At 62.9% G+C, this 22,828-nt stretch carries 26 protein-coding genes; 15 read left to right on the top strand and 11 right to left on the bottom strand.

Annotated features, from left to right (window positions below):
• Positions 1-4: 4 nt before the first annotated feature.
• Complete coding sequence (locus tag FJ946_RS01920) at positions 5-1,468, top strand: RimK family protein (RefSeq protein ID WP_140494569.1); 1,464 nt, start codon at positions 5-7, stop codon at positions 1,466-1,468.
• A 19-nt stretch (positions 1,469-1,487) separates the two neighbouring features.
• Positions 1,488-1,760, top strand: a complete 273-nt coding sequence (locus FJ946_RS01915; protein WP_140517813.1) for a DUF3303 family protein — start codon at positions 1,488-1,490, stop codon at positions 1,758-1,760.
• Between the two features lie 18 nt (positions 1,761-1,778).
• On the opposite strand, the gene FJ946_RS01910 is transcribed toward FJ946_RS01915, so the two are convergent.
• Positions 1,779-2,696, bottom strand: a complete 918-nt coding sequence (locus FJ946_RS01910) for a LysR substrate-binding domain-containing protein (protein WP_140565020.1) — start codon at positions 2,694-2,696, stop codon at positions 1,779-1,781.
• A gap of 115 nt (positions 2,697-2,811) precedes the next feature.
• On the opposite strand from FJ946_RS01910, the gene FJ946_RS01905 reads away from it, so the two are divergent.
• The gene (locus FJ946_RS01905) at positions 2,812-3,702 is read left to right on the top strand and encodes a fatty acid desaturase family protein (RefSeq protein ID WP_140517815.1); all 891 of its coding nucleotides are present in this window, start codon (positions 2,812-2,814) and stop codon (positions 3,700-3,702) included.
• 9 nt (positions 3,703-3,711) lie between these two features.
• Here FJ946_RS01905 and FJ946_RS01900 read toward each other — a convergent pair whose 3' ends face one another.
• From FJ946_RS01900 to FJ946_RS01890, 3 genes are all read right to left on the bottom strand, one after another.
• Positions 3,712-5,853: an EAL domain-containing protein gene (locus FJ946_RS01900; protein WP_140565021.1), complete on the bottom strand. Its 2,142-nt coding sequence runs from the start codon at positions 5,851-5,853 to the stop codon at positions 3,712-3,714.
• A gap of 63 nt (positions 5,854-5,916) precedes the next feature.
• Positions 5,917-6,549, bottom strand: a complete 633-nt coding sequence (locus FJ946_RS01895) for an HD family hydrolase (RefSeq protein WP_140517817.1) — start codon at positions 6,547-6,549, stop codon at positions 5,917-5,919.
• A complete protein-coding gene (locus FJ946_RS01890; protein WP_140565023.1) occupies positions 6,549-7,409 on the bottom strand; it encodes a folate-binding protein YgfZ in 861 nt (286 codons plus the stop codon). The genes FJ946_RS01895 and FJ946_RS01890 overlap by 1 nt, the downstream gene beginning before the upstream one ends.
• An 82-nt stretch (positions 7,410-7,491) precedes the next feature.
• Between FJ946_RS01890 and FJ946_RS01885 the strand changes: the two genes are divergently transcribed.
• Both FJ946_RS01885 and FJ946_RS01880 read left to right on the top strand, forming a co-directional pair.
• Entirely contained in the window at positions 7,492-8,823 is a 1,332-nt protein-coding gene (locus tag FJ946_RS01885; protein WP_140520677.1) for a dihydroorotase, read from the top strand.
• Between the two features lie 52 nt (positions 8,824-8,875).
• Entirely contained in the window at positions 8,876-9,103 is a 228-nt protein-coding gene (locus tag FJ946_RS01880; RefSeq protein WP_140494553.1) for a hypothetical protein, read from the top strand.
• A 104-nt stretch (positions 9,104-9,207) separates the two neighbouring features.
• Here FJ946_RS01880 and FJ946_RS01875 read toward each other — a convergent pair whose 3' ends face one another.
• The 4 genes from FJ946_RS01875 to FJ946_RS01860 form a co-directional block, all read right to left on the bottom strand.
• Entirely contained in the window at positions 9,208-10,002 is a 795-nt protein-coding gene (locus FJ946_RS01875; RefSeq protein ID WP_181165139.1) for a hypothetical protein, read from the bottom strand.
• A 69-nt stretch (positions 10,003-10,071) separates the two neighbouring features.
• Complete coding sequence (locus FJ946_RS01870) at positions 10,072-10,329, bottom strand: hypothetical protein (RefSeq protein WP_008874920.1); 258 nt, start codon at positions 10,327-10,329, stop codon at positions 10,072-10,074.
• A 387-nt stretch (positions 10,330-10,716) separates the two neighbouring features.
• Positions 10,717-11,091 (bottom strand): TIGR02301 family protein, encoded by a 375-nt coding sequence (locus FJ946_RS01865; protein WP_140494550.1) that lies wholly within the window; start codon positions 11,089-11,091, stop codon positions 10,717-10,719.
• Between the two features lie 62 nt (positions 11,092-11,153).
• Positions 11,154-11,588: an NUDIX domain-containing protein gene (locus FJ946_RS01860; protein ID WP_140494548.1), complete on the bottom strand. Its 435-nt coding sequence runs from the start codon at positions 11,586-11,588 to the stop codon at positions 11,154-11,156.
• Positions 11,589-11,711: 123 nt separating this feature from the next.
• Here FJ946_RS01860 and FJ946_RS01855 point away from each other — a divergent pair, with 123 nt between their 5' ends.
• Positions 11,712-12,488, top strand: a complete 777-nt coding sequence (locus FJ946_RS01855) for an SOS response-associated peptidase (RefSeq protein ID WP_140565025.1) — start codon at positions 11,712-11,714, stop codon at positions 12,486-12,488.
• Between the two features lie 65 nt (positions 12,489-12,553).
• Here the strand turns inward: FJ946_RS01855 and FJ946_RS01850 are convergent, their stop codons facing one another.
• Positions 12,554-12,709: a hypothetical protein gene (locus tag FJ946_RS01850; protein WP_140494544.1), complete on the bottom strand. Its 156-nt coding sequence runs from the start codon at positions 12,707-12,709 to the stop codon at positions 12,554-12,556.
• A gap of 416 nt (positions 12,710-13,125) precedes the next feature.
• On the opposite strand from FJ946_RS01850, the gene cysS reads away from it, so the two are divergent.
• From cysS to rarD, 8 genes are all read left to right on the top strand, one after another.
• On the top strand, positions 13,126-14,574 hold the full coding sequence (cysS, locus tag FJ946_RS01845; protein WP_140517821.1) for a cysteine--tRNA ligase: 1,449 nt from the start codon (positions 13,126-13,128) through the stop codon (positions 14,572-14,574).
• A gap of 256 nt (positions 14,575-14,830) precedes the next feature.
• Complete coding sequence (locus tag FJ946_RS01835; protein WP_140517870.1) at positions 14,831-15,187, top strand: endonuclease domain-containing protein; 357 nt, start codon at positions 14,831-14,833, stop codon at positions 15,185-15,187.
• Positions 15,184-15,570, top strand: coding sequence for a VOC family protein (locus FJ946_RS01830; RefSeq protein ID WP_140517822.1), 387 nt, complete (start codon positions 15,184-15,186; stop codon positions 15,568-15,570). Before FJ946_RS01835 ends, FJ946_RS01830 begins: the two co-directional genes overlap by 4 nt.
• 6 nt (positions 15,571-15,576) lie before the next feature.
• A complete protein-coding gene (locus tag FJ946_RS01825) occupies positions 15,577-16,068 on the top strand; it encodes a GFA family protein (RefSeq protein WP_140494536.1) in 492 nt (163 codons plus the stop codon).
• On the top strand, positions 16,065-16,541 hold the full coding sequence (locus FJ946_RS01820) for a GFA family protein (RefSeq protein ID WP_140565029.1): 477 nt from the start codon (positions 16,065-16,067) through the stop codon (positions 16,539-16,541). Before FJ946_RS01825 ends, FJ946_RS01820 begins: the two co-directional genes overlap by 4 nt.
• Positions 16,538-17,497 (top strand): prolyl aminopeptidase, encoded by a 960-nt coding sequence (gene pip, locus FJ946_RS01815; protein WP_140517824.1) that lies wholly within the window; start codon positions 16,538-16,540, stop codon positions 17,495-17,497. Before FJ946_RS01820 ends, pip begins: the two co-directional genes overlap by 4 nt.
• A 187-nt stretch (positions 17,498-17,684) precedes the next feature.
• A complete protein-coding gene (gene cimA, locus FJ946_RS01810) occupies positions 17,685-19,301 on the top strand; it encodes a citramalate synthase (RefSeq protein ID WP_140494530.1) in 1,617 nt (538 codons plus the stop codon).
• Between the two features lie 83 nt (positions 19,302-19,384).
• Positions 19,385-20,311 carry an EamA family transporter RarD gene (gene rarD, locus FJ946_RS01805; RefSeq protein ID WP_140565031.1) on the top strand — a complete coding sequence of 309 codons (927 nt, stop codon included), beginning with the start codon at positions 19,385-19,387 and terminating at the stop codon, positions 20,309-20,311.
• On the opposite strand, the gene FJ946_RS01800 is transcribed toward rarD, so the two are convergent.
• Positions 20,289-21,287, bottom strand: a complete 999-nt coding sequence (locus tag FJ946_RS01800; protein ID WP_140565033.1) for a transporter — start codon at positions 21,285-21,287, stop codon at positions 20,289-20,291. The genes rarD and FJ946_RS01800 overlap by 23 nt on opposite strands.
• A 177-nt stretch (positions 21,288-21,464) precedes the next feature.
• Positions 21,465-21,755: a muconolactone Delta-isomerase family protein gene (locus tag FJ946_RS01795; protein WP_140555775.1), complete on the bottom strand. Its 291-nt coding sequence runs from the start codon at positions 21,753-21,755 to the stop codon at positions 21,465-21,467.
• A gap of 119 nt (positions 21,756-21,874) precedes the next feature.
• Between FJ946_RS01795 and FJ946_RS01790 the strand changes: the two genes are divergently transcribed.
• Positions 21,875-22,762 carry a LysR substrate-binding domain-containing protein gene (locus tag FJ946_RS01790; protein WP_140565035.1) on the top strand — a complete coding sequence of 296 codons (888 nt, stop codon included), beginning with the start codon at positions 21,875-21,877 and terminating at the stop codon, positions 22,760-22,762.
• The last annotated feature ends 66 nt before the right edge of the window (positions 22,763-22,828 follow it).

Below are 22,828 nucleotides of genomic sequence, written 5' to 3'. Positions count from 1 at the left end.
AACAATGACCTGGGTTATCTTAACTGGCCGGCAGAGCGATCTCGACCAGGTGGCGACACCGCACAAGATTATCACCAACCGCGACTATCTCGCGCATCCGGCGCTGTTTCGCGGCCAGCGTCCCAAGGTCATCAACCTGTCGAACAATTACGGCTACCAGAGCCGCGGCTATTATGCCTCGCTGCTGGCGGGTTCGCGCGGCCACAAGGTCATCCCGACCGTAGAAACCATGATCGATCTGTCGGAGCGCAAGCTTTACGAACATGCGCTGCCCGAACTGGAGCTGGCGCTCAACAAGTGCCGCAAGGATCTTGGCGGCGCTTTTCCGGCGAAGGTCTGCATCTTCTTCGGCATTGGCCCGTCCAAGGTGTGGGACCGATTCGCCAAGCTCCTGTTCGACTGGTTCCGCGCGCCGGCGCTCGAGGTCCACATCAAGGACAGCGCCGAGTGGGCCTCGATCCGCAAGATCGGCTTTCATCCCCTTGCGCGCATGACCGAGGAGGAGGAGAGCTTCTTCCTGCAATGCCTGGACACCTATACCAATCGCGAATGGCGCGACACCAAGGGCCGCACGCCGGCGCGCTACACTTTCGCCACGCTGGTCGATCCGCATGAGGAATTGCCGCCCTCGGAAATCTCCTCGCTGCGCTACTGGGCCAGGATCGCCGAAAAGATGGGCGTCGAAATCGAGCCGATCACCAAGAGGGACCTCGCCAAGCTCGCCAATTACGACGCGCTGTTCATCCGCGAGACCACCTCGATCTCCAACCATACCTATCGTTTCGCGCGCCGCGCCCAGCAGGAAGGCATGCCGGTCATCGACGACCCGCTGTCGATGATCCGCTGCACCAACAAGGTCTATCTCAACGAGCTGATGGCCTACAACAAGGTGCCGGTTCCGCCGACCGTGATGATAGCCGGCACTTCCGACCTTGAACTGGCGGCGCAGACGCTGGGTTTTCCGCTGGTGCTGAAAATCCCGGATTCCTCCTTCTCGCGCGGCGTCAAGAAATGCGCCAATTTCGAGGAATTGAAGACACTCGCCACCGAATGGCTGGAGGATTCCGATCTTCTGATCGCGCAGAAATTCATCCCGACCGAATATGACTGGCGTGTCGGCGTGCTCGGCGGCCAACCGCTGTTTGCCGTACATTACCTAATGGCCAAGAAGCACTGGCAGATCGTCAACCACAAGGCCAGCGGCAAGCCCGACCAGGGCGGCATCAAGACCTTCACGCTGAAGGAGACGCCGCCCCATGTCGTCGAGACGGCAGTCAAGGCGGCGCGCTGCATCGGCGACGGCCTCTACGGCGTCGACCTCAAGGAGACCAAGGACGGCGTCTTCGTCATCGAGGTCAACGACAATCCCAACCTCGATCATGGCTGGGAGGACTCCGGCGAGAAGGACGAGGTCTGGGTACGGCTGACGCAATGGTTCCTGGAACGTTTGGAGCGGCCGGGCCGATAATTATCCGATTGGGGCAGAGATGCTGTTTTTGGTGACCGAGGATTTTCGCGGCTGCGACCGCAAGGAGATCTACCGCCGCTTCCGCGATTACGGTCGCCTGAAGCCCGAGGAGCTTCTGGTGCACCATAGCTGGATCGCGGCGGACATGAGCCGCTGTTTCCTGCTGGTGGAGACCGACGACGTCACGCTGCTGCAGCGCTGGGTGATCGAGTGGGCGGATCTGGTGGAGTTCGAGATCGTGCCCGTGGCGGCGAACAAGGACATGGTCGAGGCATTGAGCGGGCACCTCTGACCATCGCCGCTTGCTGGCTCAGCGGAGCGCCGGCGAGTTCACCACGCGCTGGCATTCATCGACCAGCCAGTCACGGAACGCCGCCACGACGTCCCTTCTTGCGCTCCGCTGCGGAATTGTCAGGCAATAGGGCTGGCGCAGCGCAATCGCCTTGGCGACAGGCCGGACCAGCCGGCCGTCCTCCACGGCCTCGGCGCAATAGATCCCTTGCGCCAGCGCCACGCCCAGTCCCGAAATGGCGAGGTCGAGCGCCGCGCGCGAGGAGTTTGCCGACAGGCCGCGCTGAATGCCGCGCCCAGGCGCTATGCCGGCCGCCTCGAACCAACTGCACCATGAGGGAAAGGATGCGCCGGTCGGTCCCCAGTCGGTGTGGATCAGGGGCAGCCCGGCGAGCGGACCGCCATCCGCCTCCAGCACGCTGGCGAGCTTTGGCGCGCAGACGGGATAGACCGCGTCCTGGACAATGTCCTCGATCGGGTGCTCACGATAGTGCGGACCGTAGGAGAGCCTGAGGTCGATCAGGTCGCGGTCGAACGACACCGGGTCGTCATCGCCCCTGAGAGATATGTCGACGGCACCGTGGATGGCGATGAAGCCGGCAAGGCGCTCGGAAAGCCAGCCCATGGCCATGGACGGCGGGACCGAGACGACGAGCCGCGGGCGGAACGCATCGCCTGCAAGCTGGCGCGAGACGCTGCCGATTTCCTGGAAGGCCATGGTCAATCGAGGCAGCATCTCGACGCCAGCCTCGCTCAGGACGACACGCCGGTTGGCGCGGTGGAAGAGCTTGCGGCCGACTTGCTCCTCGACCATGCGGATGAGCTGGCTGACTGCGGCGGCCGAGACCGAAAGCTCTTCCGCCGCCGCGGCGAAGCTGCCGGTGCGCGCCGCCGCCTCGAAGGCCTGAAGACCTCGCAACGATGGCATTGCAACCATGGCGGTGACCAAAAAGATAAGTTCAGCTTATCTATATTGCAGAAATCCTCGTTGTTAGAAAGGTTTCTTGCTGGGGTATGCTGACCGAATGAATTCAATCAGCCGGGATGCCCCTATGGATCATCGTGACGTGATCGCCTCGCTGACGAATGAGGAGCGCAGCCGGCTAACCGGCAAGTCGGATGGGCCCGGCCTTGTTCAGCTCGCTTTCCACCTCGGCGCGATCCTGCTCCTCGGATCGTTGATCGCCGCCAAGGTGCCGTTCTGGCCGCTGCTGATGCTGCCGCAAGGCATACTGATCGTGTTCCTGTTCACGCTGCTGCATGAGACGGTGCATCGCACGGCTTTCGAAAGGCAATGGCTGAACGACGCAGTCGCGCGTGTCTGCAGCCTGGCGATCGCGCTGCCGGCCGACTGGTTCCGCTATTTCCATTTCGCCCATCACCGTTTCACACAGGATCCCGAACGCGATCCGGAGCTGGCTTTCCCGAAGCCGGAAACCTGGCGGCAGTACCTGGTCCACGTTGCCGGACTTCCAGTGTGGTTGGGGCATTTGAAGACGCTCTACGCCAATGCCGTGGGACGTTGCCAGGACAGCTACGTGCCCCCCAAGGGGCGTCCGAAGGTACGCGCCGAGGCGCGCGCGATGATTGCCTTCTACGCCGTCGTGCTGATGCTCGCGCTGTGGTTCAAGGCGACGGTGCTGCTCCATGTCTGGATCTTTCCCGCGCTGCTCGGCCAGCCGTTCCTGCGGCTCTATCTGCTGGCCGAGCATGGCCGCTGCCCCTTCGTCGCAAACATGCTGGAGAATACCAGGACGACGCTGACCAACTGGGCTGTGCGCAAGCTTGCCTGGAACATGCCCTTCCATGCCGAGCATCACGCCTATCCGGGCGTGCCCTTCCACCGGTTGCCGGAGTTTCATGCGCTGATCGAGCGGCATCTGAAGGTTGTCGAGCCGGGTTATATCGGCTTCCATGAAAAATACATCGAGACGCTGCGCTGATTTATGGCGTCAGCCGGTCTGGCTGCGCACCGCGCTCGATTTCAACAGGTGCTGAATCTCCGCCGCCTTTGACGGCACGCCGATCAGATAGCCTTGCGCCTCCACGCAGCCGTTTCGGCGCAGCATGTCGAGCTGTGCTTCGGTTTCTACGCCTTCGGCGGTGACGGTGATGCCCAGTTCGGCGCCCAGTCCGATGATGGTGCGCACGATCGCTGCGGTGTCGAGATTGCCGATATCGGAGATGAAGGAACGATCGATCTTGATCTTGTCGACGGGAAAGCGCCTGAGATAGCCGAGTGAGGAATAGCCGGTGCCAAAGTCGTCGAGCGCGATGCGGATGCCGAGTTCACGCAACTGTCGCAGCGTCTTCAGGACGGCTTTGCTCTCGTCCATCAGCACGGTTTCGGTGATCTCCAGTTCCAGTCGTCTGGCCGGCACGCCCGAAAAGGCCAGGGCGGAGATGACGCTGCGAGCAAAGCCGCCGCTTTTGAGCTGCACGGCGGAGACATTGACCGCAATGCGCAGGCCAGGTGGCCAGGCTGCCGCCGTCGCACAGGCCTTTCGCAGCGCCCATTCGCCAAGCGGCACGATCAGCCCGGTTTCCTCGGCGACCGGAATGAATTCGTCCGGCGCCACAGTGCCGCGCGACGGCGAATGCCAGCGCATCAGGGCCTCGGCGCCGACAATCTCGCCCGAAGCTATGGCCATGATCGGTTGGAAATCGAGATCGAATTCCCGGCTCGGCAGCGCCGTATCGAGATCGGCTTCGAGCGCCCGGCGCGCGCGCACCGTGGCATCCATGCCGGGCTCGAAGAAACGGTACAGGTTGCGCCCTTCGCTTTTTGCCCGGTAGAGCGCCATGTCGGCGTTTGTCAGCAATGTATCGGCGTCCCTGCCATCGCCGCGAGAAAGCGCGATGCCAACGCTGACGCCAACATGCATGTCCCGGCTCTTGTCATGAAATGGTTTGGCGATGGCCTCGACAATGCGTTTCGCCAGTTTTTCCGCGCTCGCCAGGCCCTCGACGTTGAATTGGACGATCACGAACTCGTCGCCGCCAAAACGGGCGACGATATCTGCGTCGTTGTCCACGCAGCGCAGCAGTCTTGCGGCCACGCCTTTCAGCAGCCGGTCGCCAGCCGGATGTCCCAGCGTATCGTTGACGACCTTGAAGCGGTCGAGGTCGAGCGAGAAGATTGCCAGCGGTCCCGCGGCCGCATCCTCCAGTGCCCGGTCGAGCCGGTCGCGAAACACCGAGCGATTGGGCAACCCGGTCAGCACGTCGTGATGCGCAAGATGGGTCATGCGCTCCTCGGCAAGCCTGCTCTCGGTCACGTCATCGAAAGTGGCGACCCAGCCGCCGCCGCTCATCGGCCGGCGGGCAACCATCAGCGTTCGTCCGTCGGCGAGCCGGCGGGGGGTCGACCGCGTCTGGCCGGCCAGCACGCGAGCCTCGGTCCTCGAAACCTCGTCCTCGACATCTATGGGCGCATAGACGCCAAGGCGCACCAGCCGTTCAAGGAGTTCGCGGTGAGTCGTGCCGAGCGGCAGATCCGCCTCGGTCACACCATAAAGCTCCAGGATGCGCTGATTGCGCACGATCAGCCTGCCGCCGGCGTCATACATCAGCAGGCCCTGCGACATGTTCGCGAGCGCCGCGTCGAAGCGGCGATGCTGTTCCTTGAGATCCTGTTCGGCGCGCCGTTGTTCGGTGATGTCTTCGTAGATCGAAACCCAGCCGCCCGATGCCAATGGCCGGTGCGAGATGCTGATAATGCGTCCATCAGAGAGCGCCTCCTCATAGGTCGAGGGTTTCGCTCCATCGATATAGGGCTTGCGGATGGCGTAAAGTTCTTCGGCGCTTTGCGAGGCGATGCCGACATCGACGCTGTGCCGCAGGATGTCGATGAAACGGATCCCCGGCTGCGCCACGTTGGCGTCGAGGCAGAAGATGTTGATATAGTTGCCGTTGCAGATGATCATGCGCTCGTCGGCGTCGAACATGCAAAGACCATGCGACATGTTCTCGACGGCAGCTGAAAAGCGTTCGTTCTGCGCACGCAGCTCGTCTTCCATGCGGCGCGAGCGGTCCATGCCTCCGGCCTCCCGTTTCGGGACGGCCGGACCATCCTTGATGTCACCGACGGGCATGGGCGCGCCTGCGGACGTGATCGAACACCGCAGTGTCAGCCGTTCCGGTTAATTTAGCGTTTTCTATCCTACCGCCGTAGCTACCTTGCGCCGCGACTTCTCGATCGCGGAAAAACGCTTCAGGAAGGCGTTCTGTGCCCAGGTTACCGAGCGCGGCGTGAAATCGAAGCGCTCGGCACTGAAGCCGCGTGGACGACCGAAGAACTCGGTCGCCTCCGCGGTCGAAAAGCCGGCGAGCAGCGTGGCCTCGAAATAGGCGGCGATCTGGTCCGCGCGCTTGATCTCCTTGCGCAGGCCGGCGCCTGGTTCCGGCGGTAGCGAGAAGCGCAGATGGATGGCGCGCTGCAAGCGCAGTTCACAGTCCTTATAACTGCCGCCCATCACCGATTTGAACGGCGAGATCATGTCGCCGATGACATATTCGGGCGCATCGTGCAGCAATGCCATAAGCCGGGCGTCCGCCGGCGCATCGGGCATCAGGTCGCAAAACAGCGCTTCCACCAGCAACGAATGCTGGGCGACCGAGAAGGCGTGCTCGCCGCGGGTTTGGCCGTTCCAGCGCGCGACGCGGGCGAGCCCGTGGGCGATGTCCGAAATCTCGATATCGAGGGGTGAGGGGTCGAGCAAGTCGAGCCGGCGGCCGGACAGCATGCGCTGCCAGGCGCGTGGCGGCGCACCGATGCGGTCGGCCGCCATCAGGCCTCCTCCGTGCCGGCGGCTTCCTGGGGAAAGCTGAATTTGGCGAAAGGTGGAATGGCAACCGTAACCGGCACGTCTCCGGCCAGGATCGGTTGGCCGGCGTCGAGCGCTGTCTTGACCCTGTCGATACGGGCGATGCCGAGGCCGATCGTGCCGGCATTCGAGCCGAGAGTGCCCACCGATCGCCCGTCGACGGTCAATTCGGCGCCGGCTTCAGGCAAGGCCCGTTCGGCCCTGACGATCAGCACCCGCCGCCTTGCCGTGCCACGATGCTGCATGCGCGAGACGACCTCCTGGCCGACATAGCAGCCTTTCCTGAAGCCGACGCCACCGGTCTCGTCGAGCAGCACGTCATGCGGGAAGGCGTCGCCGAGCTGGTAGTCGGTGCCGCTCTCGGCAATGCCATGCGCGATGCGCAAGGCCTGCCATGCGGCACCGTCGTCAGTCTCTTGAGCGCTGCCATAGGAGCGGGTGACGCTTTCATCGCGAAAGCGCCGGTCGGCCAGCACGGTTGAATCCTTTTGTGAGGGAGTTGACTCATTTCCCCAGGCAATGGAGACAAGCGTCTGTTCGGATTTGGCAATCTCGACCTTGGCGCGCAACTTGTACAGCATCAGCCGGCGTACGAAATCGTCAGCGATGTCGGCGCGGCATTCGAGGCGGAACGCGTTTTCGCCGGCCCGTGAGATCAGGAAGTCAAACAGGATCTTGCCTTGCGGTGTCAAAAGCGCGCCCGGTTTTGCCTCGCCGGCGCCGAGCGCGTCGAGGTCGGTGGTCAGGATGTTCTGCAGGAAGTGTTCGGCATCCGGACCGGAGACGGAGATCAGCGCGCGGTCTTTCAGCAGGGCAAAGGGCATGGGGCGGATAAAAGCCTGATCTTGCAAAACAGATGGCCATTACGTAAGCCGCTGACACTTCCCCTGCAAGAGATCGATCAGCATGGCCAACACCTACGACCTCATCCTGACAGGCGGCATGGTGGTCAACCATGACGGCGAGGGGCAACGCGATGTCGGCGTGAAGAATGGGCGCATCGCCGCCATCGGCGATCTGCGCCAGGCCTCGGCCGGCGAGACGATCGACTGCCGGGGCCTGCATATCCTTCCGGGCGTCGTCGACAGCCAGGTGCATTTCCGCGAGCCGGGACTGGAGCACAAGGAGGATCTGGAGACTGGATCTCGGGCGGCGGTGCTCGGTGGCGTCACCGCCGTGTTCGAAATGCCCAACACCAATCCATTGACCACCAGCGAAGAAACGCTTGCCGACAAGGTCCGACGCGGCACCGGCCGTATGCACTGCGACTTCGCCTTCTGGGTCGGCGGCACCCGCGACAACGCCAACGATGTCGCCGAGCTCGAGCGCCTGCCGGGCGCGGCCGGGATAAAGGTTTTCATGGGCTCGTCCACCGGCGACCTGCTGGTCGAGGACGATGAAGGCGTCGCCTCGATCCTCAGGAACACCCGCCGCCGCGCCGCTTTCCATTCGGAAGACGAGTTCCGGCTGCGCGAACGCCTTGGCGAGCGCATCGAGGGCGATCCTTCATCGCATCCGGTCTGGCGCGACGAGATCGCCGCCTTGCGCTGCACCGAGCGGCTGGTGCGCGTCGCGCGGGCCGCCCGTGCCCGCATCCACGTCCTGCACATCTCCACGGCCGAGGAGATATTGTTCCTCGAACAGCACAAGGATGTCGCCACCTGCGAGGCGACACCGCACCATTTGACACTGTCGGCGGACGACTACAAACGGCTCGGCACGCTGATCCAGATGAACCCGCCCGTCCGTGCCCCGCGCCATCGCGACGGCGTCTGGCACGGAATCGCGCAAGGCATTGTCGACGTACTCGGTTCCGACCATGCCCCGCACACATTGGCCGAAAAAGCAAAACCATATCCGGCATCGCCCTCGGGCATGACCGGCGTGCAGACGCTGGTGCCTATCATGCTCGACCATGTCAATGCCGGTCGGCTGACTTTGCAGCGCTTCGTCGATCTTTCAAGCCACGGCCCGCAGCGCATCTTCGGCATGGCCAGGAAAGGCCGTATCGCCGCCGGCTATGATGCCGATTTCACAATCGTCGACATGAAGCGGCGCGAGACCATCACCAATGCACAAGCCGGCTCGAAGGCCGGCTGGACGCCTTATGACGGCAAGGAAGTCACCGGCTGGCCGGTCGGCACTGTCATTCGAGGCCAGCGCATCATGTGGGAGGGCGAGATCGTGACGCCGGGCCAGGGCAGGGCAGTGGAGTTCTCCGAGGCGTTGCCCGCATAGCCATTTCACATCGTTGGATTTCTTAGGCACGATCCACTAAGTTGAGTGGGTTATGCGCACAGATATCACGCCAATGATTGTTCCCGCTGAGTTTCCGGAGCTCCAGGCACTCGTCTGGAGCCGCGATGCAACGCGCCCAATTCCTGCCGAGGAAGCTTTCGCCATCTACGAGCGCAACTGGCGGTTTGTCGATCAAGAGCGCCTTACAACATCTGAAAGGCTGCTTATCCAGAACCTGGCGGAAAAATTCGGCCAGGGCATTCTTTTGACCACTGGCTGAAGTTTCGTTTCCTTCCTGATTTCTCCGCAACTGGAATATTAACGGGCCCGATGCAGCCATTCGACGAGGCGATCCGCACGAATAGGCACTCGCGTGTCCGAGTTTCAGTCGCCGGCGACGAAAAACGTCCATTGCCCAGCGGGCGTGATGCCGACGCGGTAGAAGATGTAGGCGCCGAACTGCTTCATGTCGTCGAAGTCACTCGCGGTGACGATCTTGAACAGCTCGACCCGTTGCCTGGCGTCGAGCTTGTCCAGGGGTAGAGCGAAGAAATACGGCCAGACATAGAGCTCTTGTGGCGTGCCGGCATCGACATGGACATAGCCGGCATTGAGCACCTCCTCCAGTATGGCAAGAATCTCCTGGCCATCCTGGTCGCCGGAGAGCCCCTTGAGGAAGGTAATGGCGTCGCCATCTATGTCGGTCAGTGACAATTGGGTCATGCCGTCGCCCTTGCCGATCAAAGGCCTCAGTCTTTCGACGTCGCCGCTCTCGCAGGCTTCGATGATCAGGTCATGCATGCGCCGCACCGGTTCAGGCAGCTTGCCGAGGTCGTAGACGACCTCCGGCGTGGGCGCGTCGGGATCGACGCGCGGCCTGTTGGTGGCACCGTCGCCGTTCGGCGGGGTGACCGGCTCGGCCTTGTCCGGAGTGGTTGGCTGGCTGGTCGAAGATGGCGTTCCGACCGGATCGGGTATCGGCACGGTGCTTCCCGGCGACGACACGTCGTCGTCCACCATCGGTTGGACCGGCGACGGGAATTCTTCGCGCTTGATCTCGCTCAGCGCATAAGCGGGGCTGCTTGTCAGACACGCAACCAAGGGAATTGCGGCACTGCACGCGGCGAAACAGATGCAAAGGACCAAGCCGCGCGGCTTGCCTGACATCGAAAAATCCACTGCCCGTTTCTCCCTGCTTCCGGGCATGATGCCCGAGCGGCATTTGCCGTCAAAGAACCGGACGTCGGTTCAGTGCCGCAGCCGTTCGGGTTCGAAGGCGCCAGCAATGACCTTTTCACGCATGCGGTCGAGCAGGGCAAGGGCCGATGTCTCGCCGTTGGCGCGCAGCATTTCGCCGAACGCGGTTTCAAGCGCCGCTTCGGCGATGATCTCGGGTTCTATGCCTGCCGAAAGACCTTCGGCCCAGGCCTCGCTGTGGCTCTCCACCGCGGTCAGGCGCTTTTCTTCCCTGACCAGCGCGTCGATGTCGTTGACACCATGTTCCATAAGCGATGTCCACCCTTGCAAGCAGCGATCCGTCGATGGATCAGGCTTGATCTGTTCCGTTTACACGCAGCCGCAAATAAGTCTTTGTAAATACGACATTTTTTTGATCGTTCTTTACAGGAGGCCGGTTGCGCTTGCGAAGCTGCATTCAATCCTGGTCAAACTTAGCCGATTAGGCGTGCCTGCGGGGTGAAAACCTTCAGTTTGAGTTAATTCCACATCCGCGCGCTAACGTTTCATTAACGCTGTTGCATAAGCGCAACAAAAGGATTGCACCATGACAGTTCTCGACACAAGCTGGATATGCCCGCAGTCGTCGCCAATGGACCGGATATCTGTTGATGAAGGCCGGATGCGCTCTTGCGAGGGCACTTTGGGCGATATGCGCTAGTTGCCGTAGCGCGAGGCGATGTCGCGCGACAGGGTCTCGCCTTCCTTCATGTAGCGGCCGATGGCTTCGGTCGCCGACGCGGTGCATTGCGTGTAGGTGCCGCCGAATGAGCGGTAGCCGCGATTGAAGCTGGCGATGAAGCGGGCGCGCCGTTGCGGATCCGGGTTCTCCGATTCGAGCAGCTTCTGCATCTCGCCGCGCCACTGGTCGCCCTTTTCGCCGCACAGATTGCGCAGGAAATGCAGCGACCCCAGAACCTCCGCCAGCCGCATCAGCCCCGGTTCGAAGGGTGCCTCGGCGCTGAACGCCGGTCGTGCCGCCACAGGGCTGACGGCAAGGCATGTCGCGAGAAGGAGAGGAAGGCAACGCATAAGTCAATCTGGCCAAACAATTTGCCGCCTGCAAGGCGATTGTGCCGGGCGAATTCCGGATTTCAGGGTCGCTCAGGGGTTTGCGACGGCCGTCCGAGCAGTTCCTCGGCGACCGCGAGCACCGAACCGGCAAGCGGCAGATCAGCCATTTCGGCCAGCGTGTAGAAGGCGGCGGTCTCGGCGTCGTCGCTGGCCACGGCCTCGCCGCCGGCATGGGCCGCACCGAATACCGTCAGCAGGTAATCGACCGGATGCCCGTCGAGCGTGCCGTCGATGAGGATTTCGCGCAGCCGTCGGTAGTTTTCGGCCTGCAATTGCGTCTCCTCCAGCAATTCGCGCCGTGCCGCCTGTTCCAGCGTCTCACCGGCTTCGACCTTGCCGCCCGGGAATGCATAGAACCCTTGCGAGGGTTGTCGCGCCCGCTTGACCAGAAGCACGGCGTCGCCGCGCACAACGGCGACCGAGACCGCGGGAATGACTTTTCGCACTTCGTCCATGGATATCCGATCGCCCTGATTTACGGCAGCCTGTTGTGGACCGGCCGACGCCGGACAGCTTTAACGGTTGCAGTGCAGCTGTTCCATCGCCACTTTCGAAACCGGACATCAGGACCAATAGACATGTGCGGACGTTTTGCCTTGACCGCGACACCGGACCAGACAGCCGCTTTCCTCGGGCTGGCGGAGGTGGAGCAGTTTCCTACGCGCTACAATATAGCGCCGACGCAGCCGGTGCTGATGGCGATCTCAGGCCCGCCGCGGGCGCCGGGTTCCAACCTGCCGGACCGCCGGCCGATGCTGGTGCGCTGGGGCCTGATCCCCGCCTGGGTAAAGGATGTCGGCGAATTTCCGCTGCTGTTCAACGCACGCTCCGAAGGCGTGATCGAAAAGGCCTCGTTCAAAGCCGCCATGCGCCATCGCCGGGCGCTGGTGCCGGCATCAGGTTTTTACGAATGGCGCCAGGCGCGGCCCGGAGAGGCGGGCGGCAGGAAGGGGCAGCCTTACTGGATCAGGCCGCGGCATGGCGAGTTGGTCGCCTTTGCCGGGCTGGTTGAAACCTATGCGGAACCGGGCGGCTCGGAGTTGGACACCGGCGCCATTCTGACGGTCGAGGCCAATGCCGACATCGCGCATATCCATGACCGCATGCCCGTGGTGATCGCACCTGAAGACTTCACCCGCTGGCTCGATTGCCGCGGACTTGAGCCGCGCGACGTCGCCGACCTGTTGCGGCCGGCGCAACGCGACTTCTTCGAAGCGATTCCGGTCTCCGACCTCGTCAACAAGGTCGCCAACACCGGGCCGGAGATTCAGGAGAAGGGGGAGATCGGGCCCGAGCCCGAGAAGGTCAAGCGCCGGAAACCCGGCGCGGACGACAGTCAGATGACGCTGTTTTAGCAGGAACTCTGTTCGAGGTGCGGTTTGGCGCCTCGTTCCGACCCTTGGGCCGATCGCGCACTGCTTCAGGCAGCGCGGGGCGATACGATTTTCTGCACCGGCTTTTTCTTCTTCGCGGTGTGGAGCAGGGCGGCGACGATCGCGGCCGGGCCGATTGCGCGATAATGGTTTGCCAGCGCTGGTTGCTTGGCGCGGTTGGCTTCCTGCTTGCTTCGAGGCATGTGTCTCTTCCCAGATAACGTTTCCGTGTCTGCGTTTGGCGGCCGAATCCGACCAAATCGTGACGCAGGTTGATCTAGCCGGCGTATGTTTCATGACTGTGCCGACATGTTTAATAAAATGTTTCAGTGGCTGATTCCGTGTGATCGGGCGACGCATTTGCCAGTTCTGGCGTCGTTTTTCTCGGGATAAGCGACTTGACGGCAACACTGGCCAAGGCGATAAAGCCGCCTATGAAAACGTCTTTCGCCATTTGTGGCATTTGCATTATTGGCTAGCTTCGGGCTGGTCCGGACGTTTTCGCCTCATCTTCCCCTAGATTGGACAAACGCCCCGGCCAGCAGGCTGGAGTCCGTTTTGCGCCTCGGCGCGGAGCTGGCTTCATCCAGGCAAAAGTTCTGAACCGGAAAGGCATGGAATGTCTGACGCACCGAAGGGCCTGCGCCTCTACAACACGCTGACGCGCGCGAAGCAGGATTTCGTCCCGATCGACGCGCTGAACGTGCGCATGTATGTCTGCGGTCCGACCGTCTACGACTTCGCCCATATCGGCAATGCCAGGCCCGTAATCGTCTTCGACGTGCTGTTCCGGCTGCTGCGCCATCTCTATGGCGAGACGCACGTCACCTATGTGCGCAACATCACGGATGTCGACGACAAGATCAATGCACGCGCACTGCGCGATTTCGGCAGCGAGATATCAGCCGGCAGACTGTCGCTTAACGAGGCGATAAGGCGGGTGACGGAGAAGACCGCGGGCCAATTCCACAAGGACGTCGCGACGCTCGGCTGCCTGGAGCCAACAGTCGAGCCGCGCGCCACCGAGTTCGTCGAGCCCCGTGCCGACGGCAAGGCAGACATGATCACCTTGATTCAAAGCCTGATCAAACGCGGCCATGCCTATGTTGCCGCAGGCGAAGTGCTGTTCGACACCGCTTCGATGCCCGACTACGGCCAGTTGTCGAAGCGAAATCTCGACGAGCAGCAGGCCGGTGCTCGCGTTGCAGTCGACGCGCACAAGAAGAATCCTGGCGACTTCGTGCTGTGGAAGTTGTCGTCCCCGGAGGAGCCGGGCTGGCAGAGCCCATGGGGCAGGGGCCGGCCGGGCTGGCACATCGAATGCTCGGCCATGTCCGCCGCCTATCTGGGCGAGGTCTTCGATATTCATGGCGGCGGTCTCGACCTGATCTTCCCGCACCACGAGAACGAGATCGCCCAGTCACGCTGCGCGCACGGCACCGATGTGATGGCCAACATCTGGATGCACAACGGCTTCCTGCAGGTCGAAGGGCAGAAGATGTCGAAGAGCCTCGGCAATTTTTACTCGATCAACGAGCTGCTGGAGACCGAAACGTTCGGCGGCCGCAAATGGCCCGGCGAGGTGCTCAGGCTGGCTATGCTGATGACCCATTATCGCGAACCGATCGACTTTTCCGTGCGCAAGCTCGAGGAAGCGGAGAACACGCTGCGCAAGTGGAAACGCGCGGCCGATCTGGCGCCGGCGGTCGGGCAATTGCCGGACGAGGTCGTGCAGGCGTTGTCGGATGATCTCGCCACCTACGCCGCCTTCCAGGTTTTGACCCAGTTGGCCGGCGAGGCGGTCGACTTCAGCGGCGATGGCGAAAACGCCGCAGCGGCCTCGCTGAAGGGTGCGCTTGCCTTCCTGGGTTTCGATGTCGGGGCGGCCAAGGTCGACGAAGCCGCGCTCGCCAAGGCGATCGCCAGGCGCCTGGAATTGATCGCCGCCAAGAACTGGGCCGAAGCCGACCGCATCCGCGACGAGTTGTTGGCGCAAGGCGTACAACTGAAGGACGGCAAGGACCCGGTCACCGGCGAACGTGTGACGACGTGGGAGGTGAAGCGGTGAGGGCGACTGTTCTTGTGGCGGGAATGGAGAGGTTGGCGCGAAGCACCCCCCTCTGTCCTGCCGGACATCTCCCCCTCAAGGGGGGAGATTGGATATCACCGAGGCTTTCGCCAATCGCTGACGTTGGAGGTTGGGCACCGTCAGCGAAACTGCCGATCTCCCCCCTTGAGGGGGAGATGTCCGGCAGGACAGAGGGGGGCGCCTCGCCGTGATCCATTATCGTGTGTCTCCTGTCAATCGAGGCAATGCGCGCAAGATGCGCAAGGCTATGACCGACGCCGAACTGAAGCTTTGGAATGAGATACGCGCACACCGACTCATGGGGCTGGCGTTTCGACGTCAAATGCCAATAGCGGGCTACATCGTCGATTTTGCTTGCCCTAACAGGAAGCTGATCGTTGAGCTGGATGGTTCTCAGCACGCCTCTCATGAGGTCTCGGCGTCTGACACCGCGCGAACAGCCAAGCTCACAGCGCTCGGCTGGACCGCCCTGCGCTTCTGGAATGATGACGTGATCCGGGATATCGACAATGTCTGTCAGCACATCGTGATTGCGGCCGGCCTGGCTGGCGCGGAAATGCCGGAACCAGCAACGGAGGAGTTCGTTCCATGATCGACCATCTCGGCATCGACGTTGCTGACTTTGACGCTTCGAAGGCTTTCTATGACAAGGCGATGGCGCCGCTTGGGGCCTCGCTGCTCCATATGGTGCCGTTGGAATACACCGGCGGCGCCAAGGTCGGTGGCTACGGCCGCGATCGGCCGGTGTTCTGGCTCCAGGAAGGCAAGGAGGGCCAAAAGGCCCGCCAGCACGTTGCCTTCACCGCGCGCAGCCGCGCCGAGGTTGATGCTTTCCATGCTGCCGCTCTCGCCGCCGGCGGCAAGGACAATGGCGGGCCGGGCCTGCGCCCGCACTATCATGCGGACTACTATGGCGCCTTCGTCTTCGATCCCGACGGCAACAATGTCGAGGCCGTCTGCCATCATGCGGAGTGACCTGCCATGAGCCTCGACAACCGGCCGATCTACACCGGCGGCTGCCAGTGCGGCGCCGTGCGCTTTCGCGTCGAGGGCGCACTCGGCGATGCCTCGGTTTGCCATTGCCGCATGTGCCAGAAGGCGAGCGGCAATTTCTACCTTCCGCTGGTCTCGGTGCGCGGCGCCAAGGTGGACTGGACGCGCGGCGAGCCCAAGCGCTTCCGCTCGTCGAACGCTGCCTGGCGTGGGTTCTGCGCCGAATGCGGAACGCCGCTGACTTTCGAGGCGCCGGACGGCATGGCGCTGGCGATTGCCGCCTTCGACGCTCCGGCTGATATCGCGCCGACCATCCAATGGGGCACCGAGGCAAAGCTGCCTTACGTCGATTCCATTCCAGAATTGCCGGGCGAGGATACGATGGCGGACATGGGTTCGGCCCCCTATCTGGCAGAGCTTGTCTCCTACCAGCATCCCGACCACGACACCGAGCAATGGCCGCCGGAGAAAACATCATGAGCGAGACCATTCGAACCGGCGGCTGCCAGTGCGGCGCCGTGCGCTTCCGCATCAAGGGCAAGCTTGGACGCCCGTCCATCTGCCACTGTCGCATGTGCCAGAAACAGTTCGGTTCCCTTTTCGGCGCCCTGGTGACGGCGCCGAAGGACGGCGTCGAATGGACCCGTGAGGAGCCGAGCTATTTCCAGTCCTCGGTCAACATCGATCGCGGTTTCTGCGCCCGCTGCGGCACGCCGCTGACCTACCGCCAGCCCGGCGGCCTGGAGATCGCCATCGGCGCCTTCGACGATCGCTCCGACCTGGCGCCGCAGATCCAGGTCAATTACGCCGGGCGGCTGCCTTGGGTGGAGACGATCTTCGAACAGCCCGTCCACCAGGATCCAGACTATTACGCAAGGCAGGAGGAGATCATCTCCTTCCAGCATCCCGACCATGAAACGACGGACTGGCCGTCCAAAGGTTTGCAACTATGAGCTCTGAACTGCGCACGCTTTATCCCGAGATCGAAGCTTTCGAGAGCGGTATGCTCGACGTCGGCGACGGCCACCAGGTCTATTGGGAACGCTCCGGCACCAAAGGCGCCAAGCCGGCGGTATTCCTGCATGGCGGGCCGGGCGGCACCATCTCGCCAAAGCATCGGCGGCTGTTCGATCCCGATCTCTACGACGTCATCCTGTTCGACCAGCGCGGTTGCGGCAAGTCGACGCCGAATGCCTCGCTGGAGGCCAACACCACGTGGCACCTGGTCGCCGATATCGAGCGCTTGCGCGAAATGGCCGGCTTCGACAAATGGCTGGTCTTCGGCGGTTCCTGGGGTTCGACGCTGGCGCTCGCCTACGCCGAGACGCACCCGCAACGCGTCAGTGAGCTCGTCGTGCGGGGCATCTACACGCTGACCCGCCCCGAACTCGAATGGTACTATCAGTTCGGCGTCTCCGAGATGTTTCCCGACAAGTGGGAGCGCTTCCTGGCGCCGATCCCCGAGGCCGAGCGCGGCGACATGATGGCCGCCTATCGCAAGCGGCTGGTAGGGTCCGACAGAAACGCGCAGATCGAGGCGGCCCGCGCCTGGAGCCTGTGGGAAGGCGAGACGATCACGCTTTTGCCCGAGCCGGAGACCAGCGGACCGTTTGGTGAGGACGACTACGCCGTCGCCTTCGCCCGCATAGAGAACCACTACTTCGTCCATGCCGGTTGGCTGGAGGAGGGACAGTTGCTGCGCGATGCCTGGAAGTTGAAGGACATTCCCGGCACCATCGTCCACGGCCGCTACGACATGCCGTGCCCGGCACGCTACGCCTGGGCGCTGCACAAGGCCTGGCCGAAGGCGGATTTTCACCTGATCGAGGGTGCCGGCCATGCCTATTCCGAGCCGGGTATCTTGGACCGGCTGATCCGGGCTACGGATGGGTTTGTGGGGAAAAACTGATGTCGGCGCTCACCCCCCTCTGGCCTGCCGGCCATCTCCCCCTCAAGGGGGGAGATTGGCCATCACCCGGGGTTTCGCAAATTTTCAGCGCCGCAGGTGATGGCGGGACATTCGAACTGCCGATCTCCCCCCTTGAGGGGGAGATGTCCGGTAGGACAGAGGGGGGCGTTCAAGCGCCCACAGGACGATGAAAAAGCAACGCCTCTACCTCTTCGACACAACACTTCGCGATGGCCAGCAGACGCCCGGTATCGACTTCTCGGTCGAGGACAAGATCGCCATCGCCAAGCTGCTCGACGAATTCGGCCTCGACTATGTCGAGGGCGGTTACCCCGGCGCCAACCCGACCGACACGGCCTTCTTTAGGGAGAAGCGCACCGCGCAGGCAAAGTTCGTCGCCTTCGGCATGACCAAGCGGGCGGGGGTGTCGGCTTCCAACGATCCTGGGCTTGCCGCACTCGTCCAGTCGCGGTCGGACGCCATCTGCTTTGTCGCCAAGAGCTGGGACTATCATGTCCGTGTGGCGCTCGGCTGCACCAATGAGGAGAATCTGGAGTCCATCAAGGCCTCGGTGGAAGCCGCCATTGCCGCGGGGAAGGAGGCGATGGTCGATTGCGAGCATTTCTTCGACGGGTTCAAGGCCAATTCGGATTATGCGCTGGCGTGCGCCAAGACCGCTTATGATGCCGGCGCGCGCTGGGTGGTGCTGTGCGACACCAATGGCGGCACGCAGCCCTCGGAACTACGCGCAACAGTCGAAAGGGTCGTCGCCGCGGGCATTCCCGGCGACCATCTCGGCATCCATGCCCATGATGACACCGGCCAGGCGGTGGCGAATTCGCTGGCCGCGGTCGAAGCGGGCGTGCGCCAGATCCAGGGCACGCTGAACGGCATTGGCGAACGCTGCGGCAACGCCAATCTGATCTCCATCGTGCCGACGCTGGCGTTGAAGCCGGCCTTCGCCGACCGTTTCGAGACGGGGATTTCCGCCGAGGCGCTTACCGGCATTTCGCGCTTGTCGCGCGCCTTCGACGAACTCTTGAACCGCGCTCCGGAGGCGCAGGCGCCCTATGTCGGCGCTTCCGCCTTCGCCACCAAGGCCGGCATCCACGCTTCGGCGCTCGCCAAGGAACCTGCGACCTACGAGCATGTGCCGCCGGAAGCGGTTGGCAACCGCCGCCGCGTCATGGTTTCCGACCAGGGCGGCAAGGCCAATTTCCTGGCCGAGCTGAAGCGGCGCGGCATCGATGTGCCGAAGGACGATCACCGGCTCGACGCATTGATATCGGTGGTCAAGGAGCGTGAGGCCTCCGGCTATGCCTATGAGGGCGCCGACGCCTCCTTCGAGCTCCTGGCACGCAAGATGCTGCACGGCTTGCCCGAGTTCTTCCACGTCACCTCGTTCCGTTGCATGATCGAACGCCGCTTCGATGCCAATGGCCAGTTGAAGACGGTGTCGGAAGCGGTGGTCAAGGTGCTGGTCGAGGGCGAGGAGAAGATGTCGGTGGCCGAGGGGCACGGCCCCGTCAATGCGCTCGACATCGCACTGCGCAAGGATCTCGGCAAATACCAGGGCGAAATCGCCGATCTGGAACTCGCCGACTTCAAGGTGCGTATCCTCAATGGCGGCACCGAGGCGATCACTCGCGTTCTGATCGAATCGCATGATGCGACAGGTGCCCGCTGGTGGACGGTCGGCGTTTCCGAAAACATCATCGACGCCTCGTTCCAGGCGCTGATGGATTCCATCATCTACAAGCTGATGAAGAACCGGGACATGGCGGGTCTGGTGGCGGCGGAGTAAGTTTGAACCATCAGCGAAAGTCCATTGATCCATCAGAACTTTGCGATGGTCTTGCCAAGGTTACTGGGCCATAGCGTTGGGCCATGGCCGCTGAAGCAATTACCCAGGACGCAGTTTCAAAAGCCCGCCGCGGCTTCCTGCTGGCGCTGGGTGCCTATTTCTTGTGGGGTTTGCTGCCTTTCTACATGAAAGCGGTTGCGCACCTGCCGCTTGCCGAGGTGATTGCCCACCGCATCGTCTGGTCGGTGCCGATCGCCGCCGCGGTTCTGGTCTGGGCCGGCCGCACGGCGGATTTCAAGGCGGCAATCCGTTCGCCCCGCACGATCGCCATGGCGGCGCTGACGGCGGCGCTGATCTCGGTCAATTGGGGCGTCTACGTCTGGGCGATCGCCGTCGACCGCACCGTCGAGACCGCCCTTGGCTATTACATCAATCCCCTGGTCAGCGTCGTGGTCGGCGCCCTGCTGCTCAGTGAGCGGCTCGATCGGCTGCAGATCGCGGCCGTGGTGCTTGCGGCGATCGCGGTCGCCGTGCTGACGATCGAGGCTGGCAAGTTGCCATGGGTATCGCTGGCGCTGGCCTTTTCCTTCGCCGCCTACGGTTTTTTCCGCAAGACGCTGCCGATCGGCCCCAGCCAGGGTTTTCTGCTCGAAGTGCTTCTGTTGTCGGTGCCCGCCTTGGGTTACATCGCCTGGCTGATCGCCACCGGACAGGACCATTTCGTTTCCGGCAACGGCGTCGATGCGGCGTTGCTGGCCGGTTGCGGGCCGGTGACTGCGGTGCCGCTGCTGCTGTTCGCATTCGGCGCCAGGCTTTTGCGTCTCTCCACCATAGGCATCATGCAATATATTGCGCCGACCATTGTGTTCCTGATCGCCGTGCTGATCTTCAAAGAGCCGTTCGACACCACCCAGGCTGTCGCCTTTGCCCTGATCTGGGCGGCGCTGGCCATGTATTCCTGGTCGATGCTGGCGACGGCGCGCCGGGCTACATCTGCCCGAGCCGCCTGACGAAGAGATAGGTCGCTCCGGCGATCAGGATCGAAACCGCGGTCACCACCCAGAAGCCTATCGGCGTGTTGACCAGCGGCAAGCCGCCGACATTCATGCCGAACAGGCCCGAGATGATCGTCATTGGCAACAGCACCGCGGTCATCACCGACAGCACGTAGAGCAGCCGGTTCGACTGCGTCGTCAGCTTGGCCATCAGCTCGTCCTGCAACAGCCTGGCGCGTGCCTGCAACTGCTCGCCATCATAGTGCAGCGTCTGCGCGCGGTGCGAAAGCCGTGCTGCCATGTCGTTGATCGAATCGGGCAGGTCGTTGCGGTGCGAATGGTCGAGATGGCGAAACAGATTGGTCAGGGTCGCCATCTGCCGGTGGATCACCACCAGGTGCCGGCGCGCATCGACGAGCGCCTGCCGCTCATTGTCCCATGCGTCGCAGACGATGCGGTCCTCGATGCCGTCGAGACTGTCGCCAAGTGCAGCGAGTTCCACCGCCATGCCGTCGAACGACTGGCCCACGACCGCCTCGATCAGCTCGGCCGGCGAGCGAAACTTGCGCGAGCCGTTCTCGATCGCCTTGCGGATATTGTCGACCGACTGCAAGGGCTGCTTGCGGGCGCCGACCAGCATGGTGTCGTTGAGGGCGAAACGGAAATGGCCGAGCCCGCCGGCTTCCGCCGAATAGTCGTGACGCAGGTCCGGCAGGTCGCCGTAGAGCCAGTCATCCTCGAGGTCGATGTGGCAGCCATGGCTGGCGGACAGGAAGGCCTCGCGCACTGGCGCCGGCAGGGCCTGTTCGGCGGCGATCTCGTGGCGTGCGCGCATGTCGGAAAGCTGGTAGCTGCGCCACGTCCAATGCGCGCCGGCGGCATCCTTGGTGCGCAGGCCGTCGGCGGTGAAATGATAGATGAAGAACAGCCCATGCTCGTCTGGCAGGTAGGGCGACAGGTCGGCGCCTTCCGGGGCGAGAGCAGTATCCATGGTGTAGTGCCGGATGCATATTTCGAGCATCGCACCGCTTGGCGGCGCGTGATTGCAACATCTAGCATGGGCGGCGGGGTTTCGTGTGACGGTTCCTTGACAGCCGATCACACTCTCTTGAGCGGCCGCGGCAGTGCGGCGGCGCCTTTCGCCGCCACCGCATTGCGACTGCCACACTTAGCGCTTCGGACCGAAACCGGGATAAGGGTTCAGCGGCACGATTGCGGCAATGTCCATCATGCCGGCCTTGACCAGCGGCAAGCTGCCGAGATGACTGCGCACGTCGGCATCGCTGGCCGCCTCGAACATCATGCCGCTCCCGGGAATGTCGCCACGGTTCCAGACCTGGCGAACCGCGCCCTGGGCATAGAGCGTGCGCCGCTGCTCGGCCTCGCCGGGCAGCAGCGGCGCGAAATCGGCATCGGTAAACTTTTCGGTGTTGCGGGTGAGAAGGGCAAAGAACTGCATGTCGGTCTCCTGTTTGTCAGCGGTTGATGACAGCAGGTATCGCGCTGGGTGGTCAGACTGTCAAAGACCGATTAGGCTAAAGTTGAGACCTTTGGGGACTGGATGCCGCGAAGCAAAAAATGTTCGACTTGCGCCAGATCAGATATTTCGTCGCAGTCGCGGAAACCGGCAATGTCGGTCGCGCCGCCGAACTGCTGCATATTTCGCAGTCGCCGCTGAGCCGGCAGATCATGCAGCTTGAACAGCAGCTTGGCGTGATCCTGTTCGAACGGGTAAAACAGCGCGTCCATCTCAATGCCGAGGGCCGCGCCTTTCTCGCCGAGGCCCGCGCGCTGCTGTCGAACGCGCGCCGGCTGGAGGAACTTGGTCGAAACCTTGCCAGCGGGTCTGTCGGGCGTCTTGCCATCGGTTATGTCGAAGGCGCCGTGCATTCCGGGCTTGTCGCCGCGATGCTGCGCCAATTCCGCCGCGACCGGCCGGATTTTCATCTCCAGTTGAGAAGCCTGCGCTCGGCGGCGCAGATCGAGGAACTGCGGCAGCGGTCGTTGGATCTGGGCCTGGTCTATTCGCCGCCCGCCGCGGACGATCCCGATATCGCCAGCACGCCGCTGCGCCACGAGCCGCTGGTGCTGGCGATGCCCGAAGACGATCCGCTCGCCGAAGTGGCCGATATCCAGCCGCACTATCTCGACGGCCGCGTCTGGATCACCGTCGTGCGCCAGCCCGACGACACCAATCGCGGCCAGTTCCTGGCCGCCTGCGCCAAGGCGGGTTTCCTGCCCGATATCGCCTATGAGACGGCGGACCCGTTGACCTCGCTCGGCCTTGTCAGCGCCGGCCTCGGTCTTGCCACCGTCCAGTCGAGCCTGCGCATCGCCGCGCCTCCCGGGATCCTGTTTCGGGACCTGCCATGGTTCGAGCGCAAGGTCTCGATCCATTTTGCCTGGCGGCGCCAAGATCGGCGGGCGGTAATCGCTGATCTGCGGCAGGCTGGAGTAGGGCAGTAGGGCAGTAGGGCAGTAGGGCAGTAGGGCAGTAGGGCAGTAGGGCAGTAGGGCAGTAGGTTCTGTCTT

The sequence above is a fragment of the Mesorhizobium sp. B2-4-7 genome (assembly GCF_006442685.1).
In the GTDB taxonomy this organism is placed as follows: Bacteria; Pseudomonadota; Alphaproteobacteria; order Rhizobiales; family Rhizobiaceae; genus Mesorhizobium.
Note: the sequence above shows the minus strand (reverse complement) of the source record. Positions and strands in the feature narration are given on the sequence as shown.

Coding starts and splice junctions, on each gene's coding strand:
- FJ946_RS01895 (WP_140517817.1), bottom strand. CDS start 6,549: ATGGCGGCCGACCGCATCGGTGCGCCGCCACGCGCCTGGCAGCGCATG.
- pip (WP_140517824.1), top strand. CDS start 16,538: ATGAGCTCTGAACTGCGCACGCTTTATCCCGAGATCGAAGCTTTCGAG.
- rarD (WP_140565031.1), top strand. CDS start 19,385: ATGGCCGCTGAAGCAATTACCCAGGACGCAGTTTCAAAAGCCCGCCGC.
- FJ946_RS01900 (WP_140565021.1), bottom strand. CDS start 5,853: ATGCCCGTCGGTGACATCAAGGATGGTCCGGCCGTCCCGAAACGGGAG.
- FJ946_RS01825 (WP_140494536.1), top strand. CDS start 15,577: ATGAGCCTCGACAACCGGCCGATCTACACCGGCGGCTGCCAGTGCGGC.
- FJ946_RS01920 (WP_140494569.1), top strand. CDS start 5: ATGACCTGGGTTATCTTAACTGGCCGGCAGAGCGATCTCGACCAGGTG.
- FJ946_RS01865 (WP_140494550.1), bottom strand. CDS start 11,091: ATGCGTTGCCTTCCTCTCCTTCTCGCGACATGCCTTGCCGTCAGCCCT.
- FJ946_RS01885 (WP_140520677.1), top strand. CDS start 7,492: ATGGCCAACACCTACGACCTCATCCTGACAGGCGGCATGGTGGTCAAC.
- FJ946_RS01905 (WP_140517815.1), top strand. CDS start 2,812: ATGGATCATCGTGACGTGATCGCCTCGCTGACGAATGAGGAGCGCAGC.
- FJ946_RS01790 (WP_140565035.1), top strand. CDS start 21,875: ATGTTCGACTTGCGCCAGATCAGATATTTCGTCGCAGTCGCGGAAACC.
- cimA (WP_140494530.1), top strand. CDS start 17,685: ATGAAAAAGCAACGCCTCTACCTCTTCGACACAACACTTCGCGATGGC.
- FJ946_RS01795 (WP_140555775.1), bottom strand. CDS start 21,755: ATGCAGTTCTTTGCCCTTCTCACCCGCAACACCGAAAAGTTTACCGAT.
- FJ946_RS01860 (WP_140494548.1), bottom strand. CDS start 11,588: ATGGACGAAGTGCGAAAAGTCATTCCCGCGGTCTCGGTCGCCGTTGTG.
- FJ946_RS01855 (WP_140565025.1), top strand. CDS start 11,712: ATGTGCGGACGTTTTGCCTTGACCGCGACACCGGACCAGACAGCCGCT.
- FJ946_RS01800 (WP_140565033.1), bottom strand. CDS start 21,287: ATGGATACTGCTCTCGCCCCGGAAGGCGCCGACCTGTCGCCCTACCTG.
- FJ946_RS01850 (WP_140494544.1), bottom strand. CDS start 12,709: ATGCCTCGAAGCAAGCAGGAAGCCAACCGCGCCAAGCAACCAGCGCTG.
- FJ946_RS01910 (WP_140565020.1), bottom strand. CDS start 2,696: ATGGTTGCAATGCCATCGTTGCGAGGTCTTCAGGCCTTCGAGGCGGCG.
- FJ946_RS01835 (WP_140517870.1), top strand. CDS start 14,831: ATGCGCAAGGCTATGACCGACGCCGAACTGAAGCTTTGGAATGAGATA.
- FJ946_RS01915 (WP_140517813.1), top strand. CDS start 1,488: ATGCTGTTTTTGGTGACCGAGGATTTTCGCGGCTGCGACCGCAAGGAG.
- FJ946_RS01830 (WP_140517822.1), top strand. CDS start 15,184: ATGATCGACCATCTCGGCATCGACGTTGCTGACTTTGACGCTTCGAAG.
- FJ946_RS01880 (WP_140494553.1), top strand. CDS start 8,876: ATGCGCACAGATATCACGCCAATGATTGTTCCCGCTGAGTTTCCGGAG.
- FJ946_RS01870 (WP_008874920.1), bottom strand. CDS start 10,329: ATGGAACATGGTGTCAACGACATCGACGCGCTGGTCAGGGAAGAAAAG.
- FJ946_RS01820 (WP_140565029.1), top strand. CDS start 16,065: ATGAGCGAGACCATTCGAACCGGCGGCTGCCAGTGCGGCGCCGTGCGC.
- cysS (WP_140517821.1), top strand. CDS start 13,126: ATGTCTGACGCACCGAAGGGCCTGCGCCTCTACAACACGCTGACGCGC.
- FJ946_RS01890 (WP_140565023.1), bottom strand. CDS start 7,409: ATGCCCTTTGCCCTGCTGAAAGACCGCGCGCTGATCTCCGTCTCCGGT.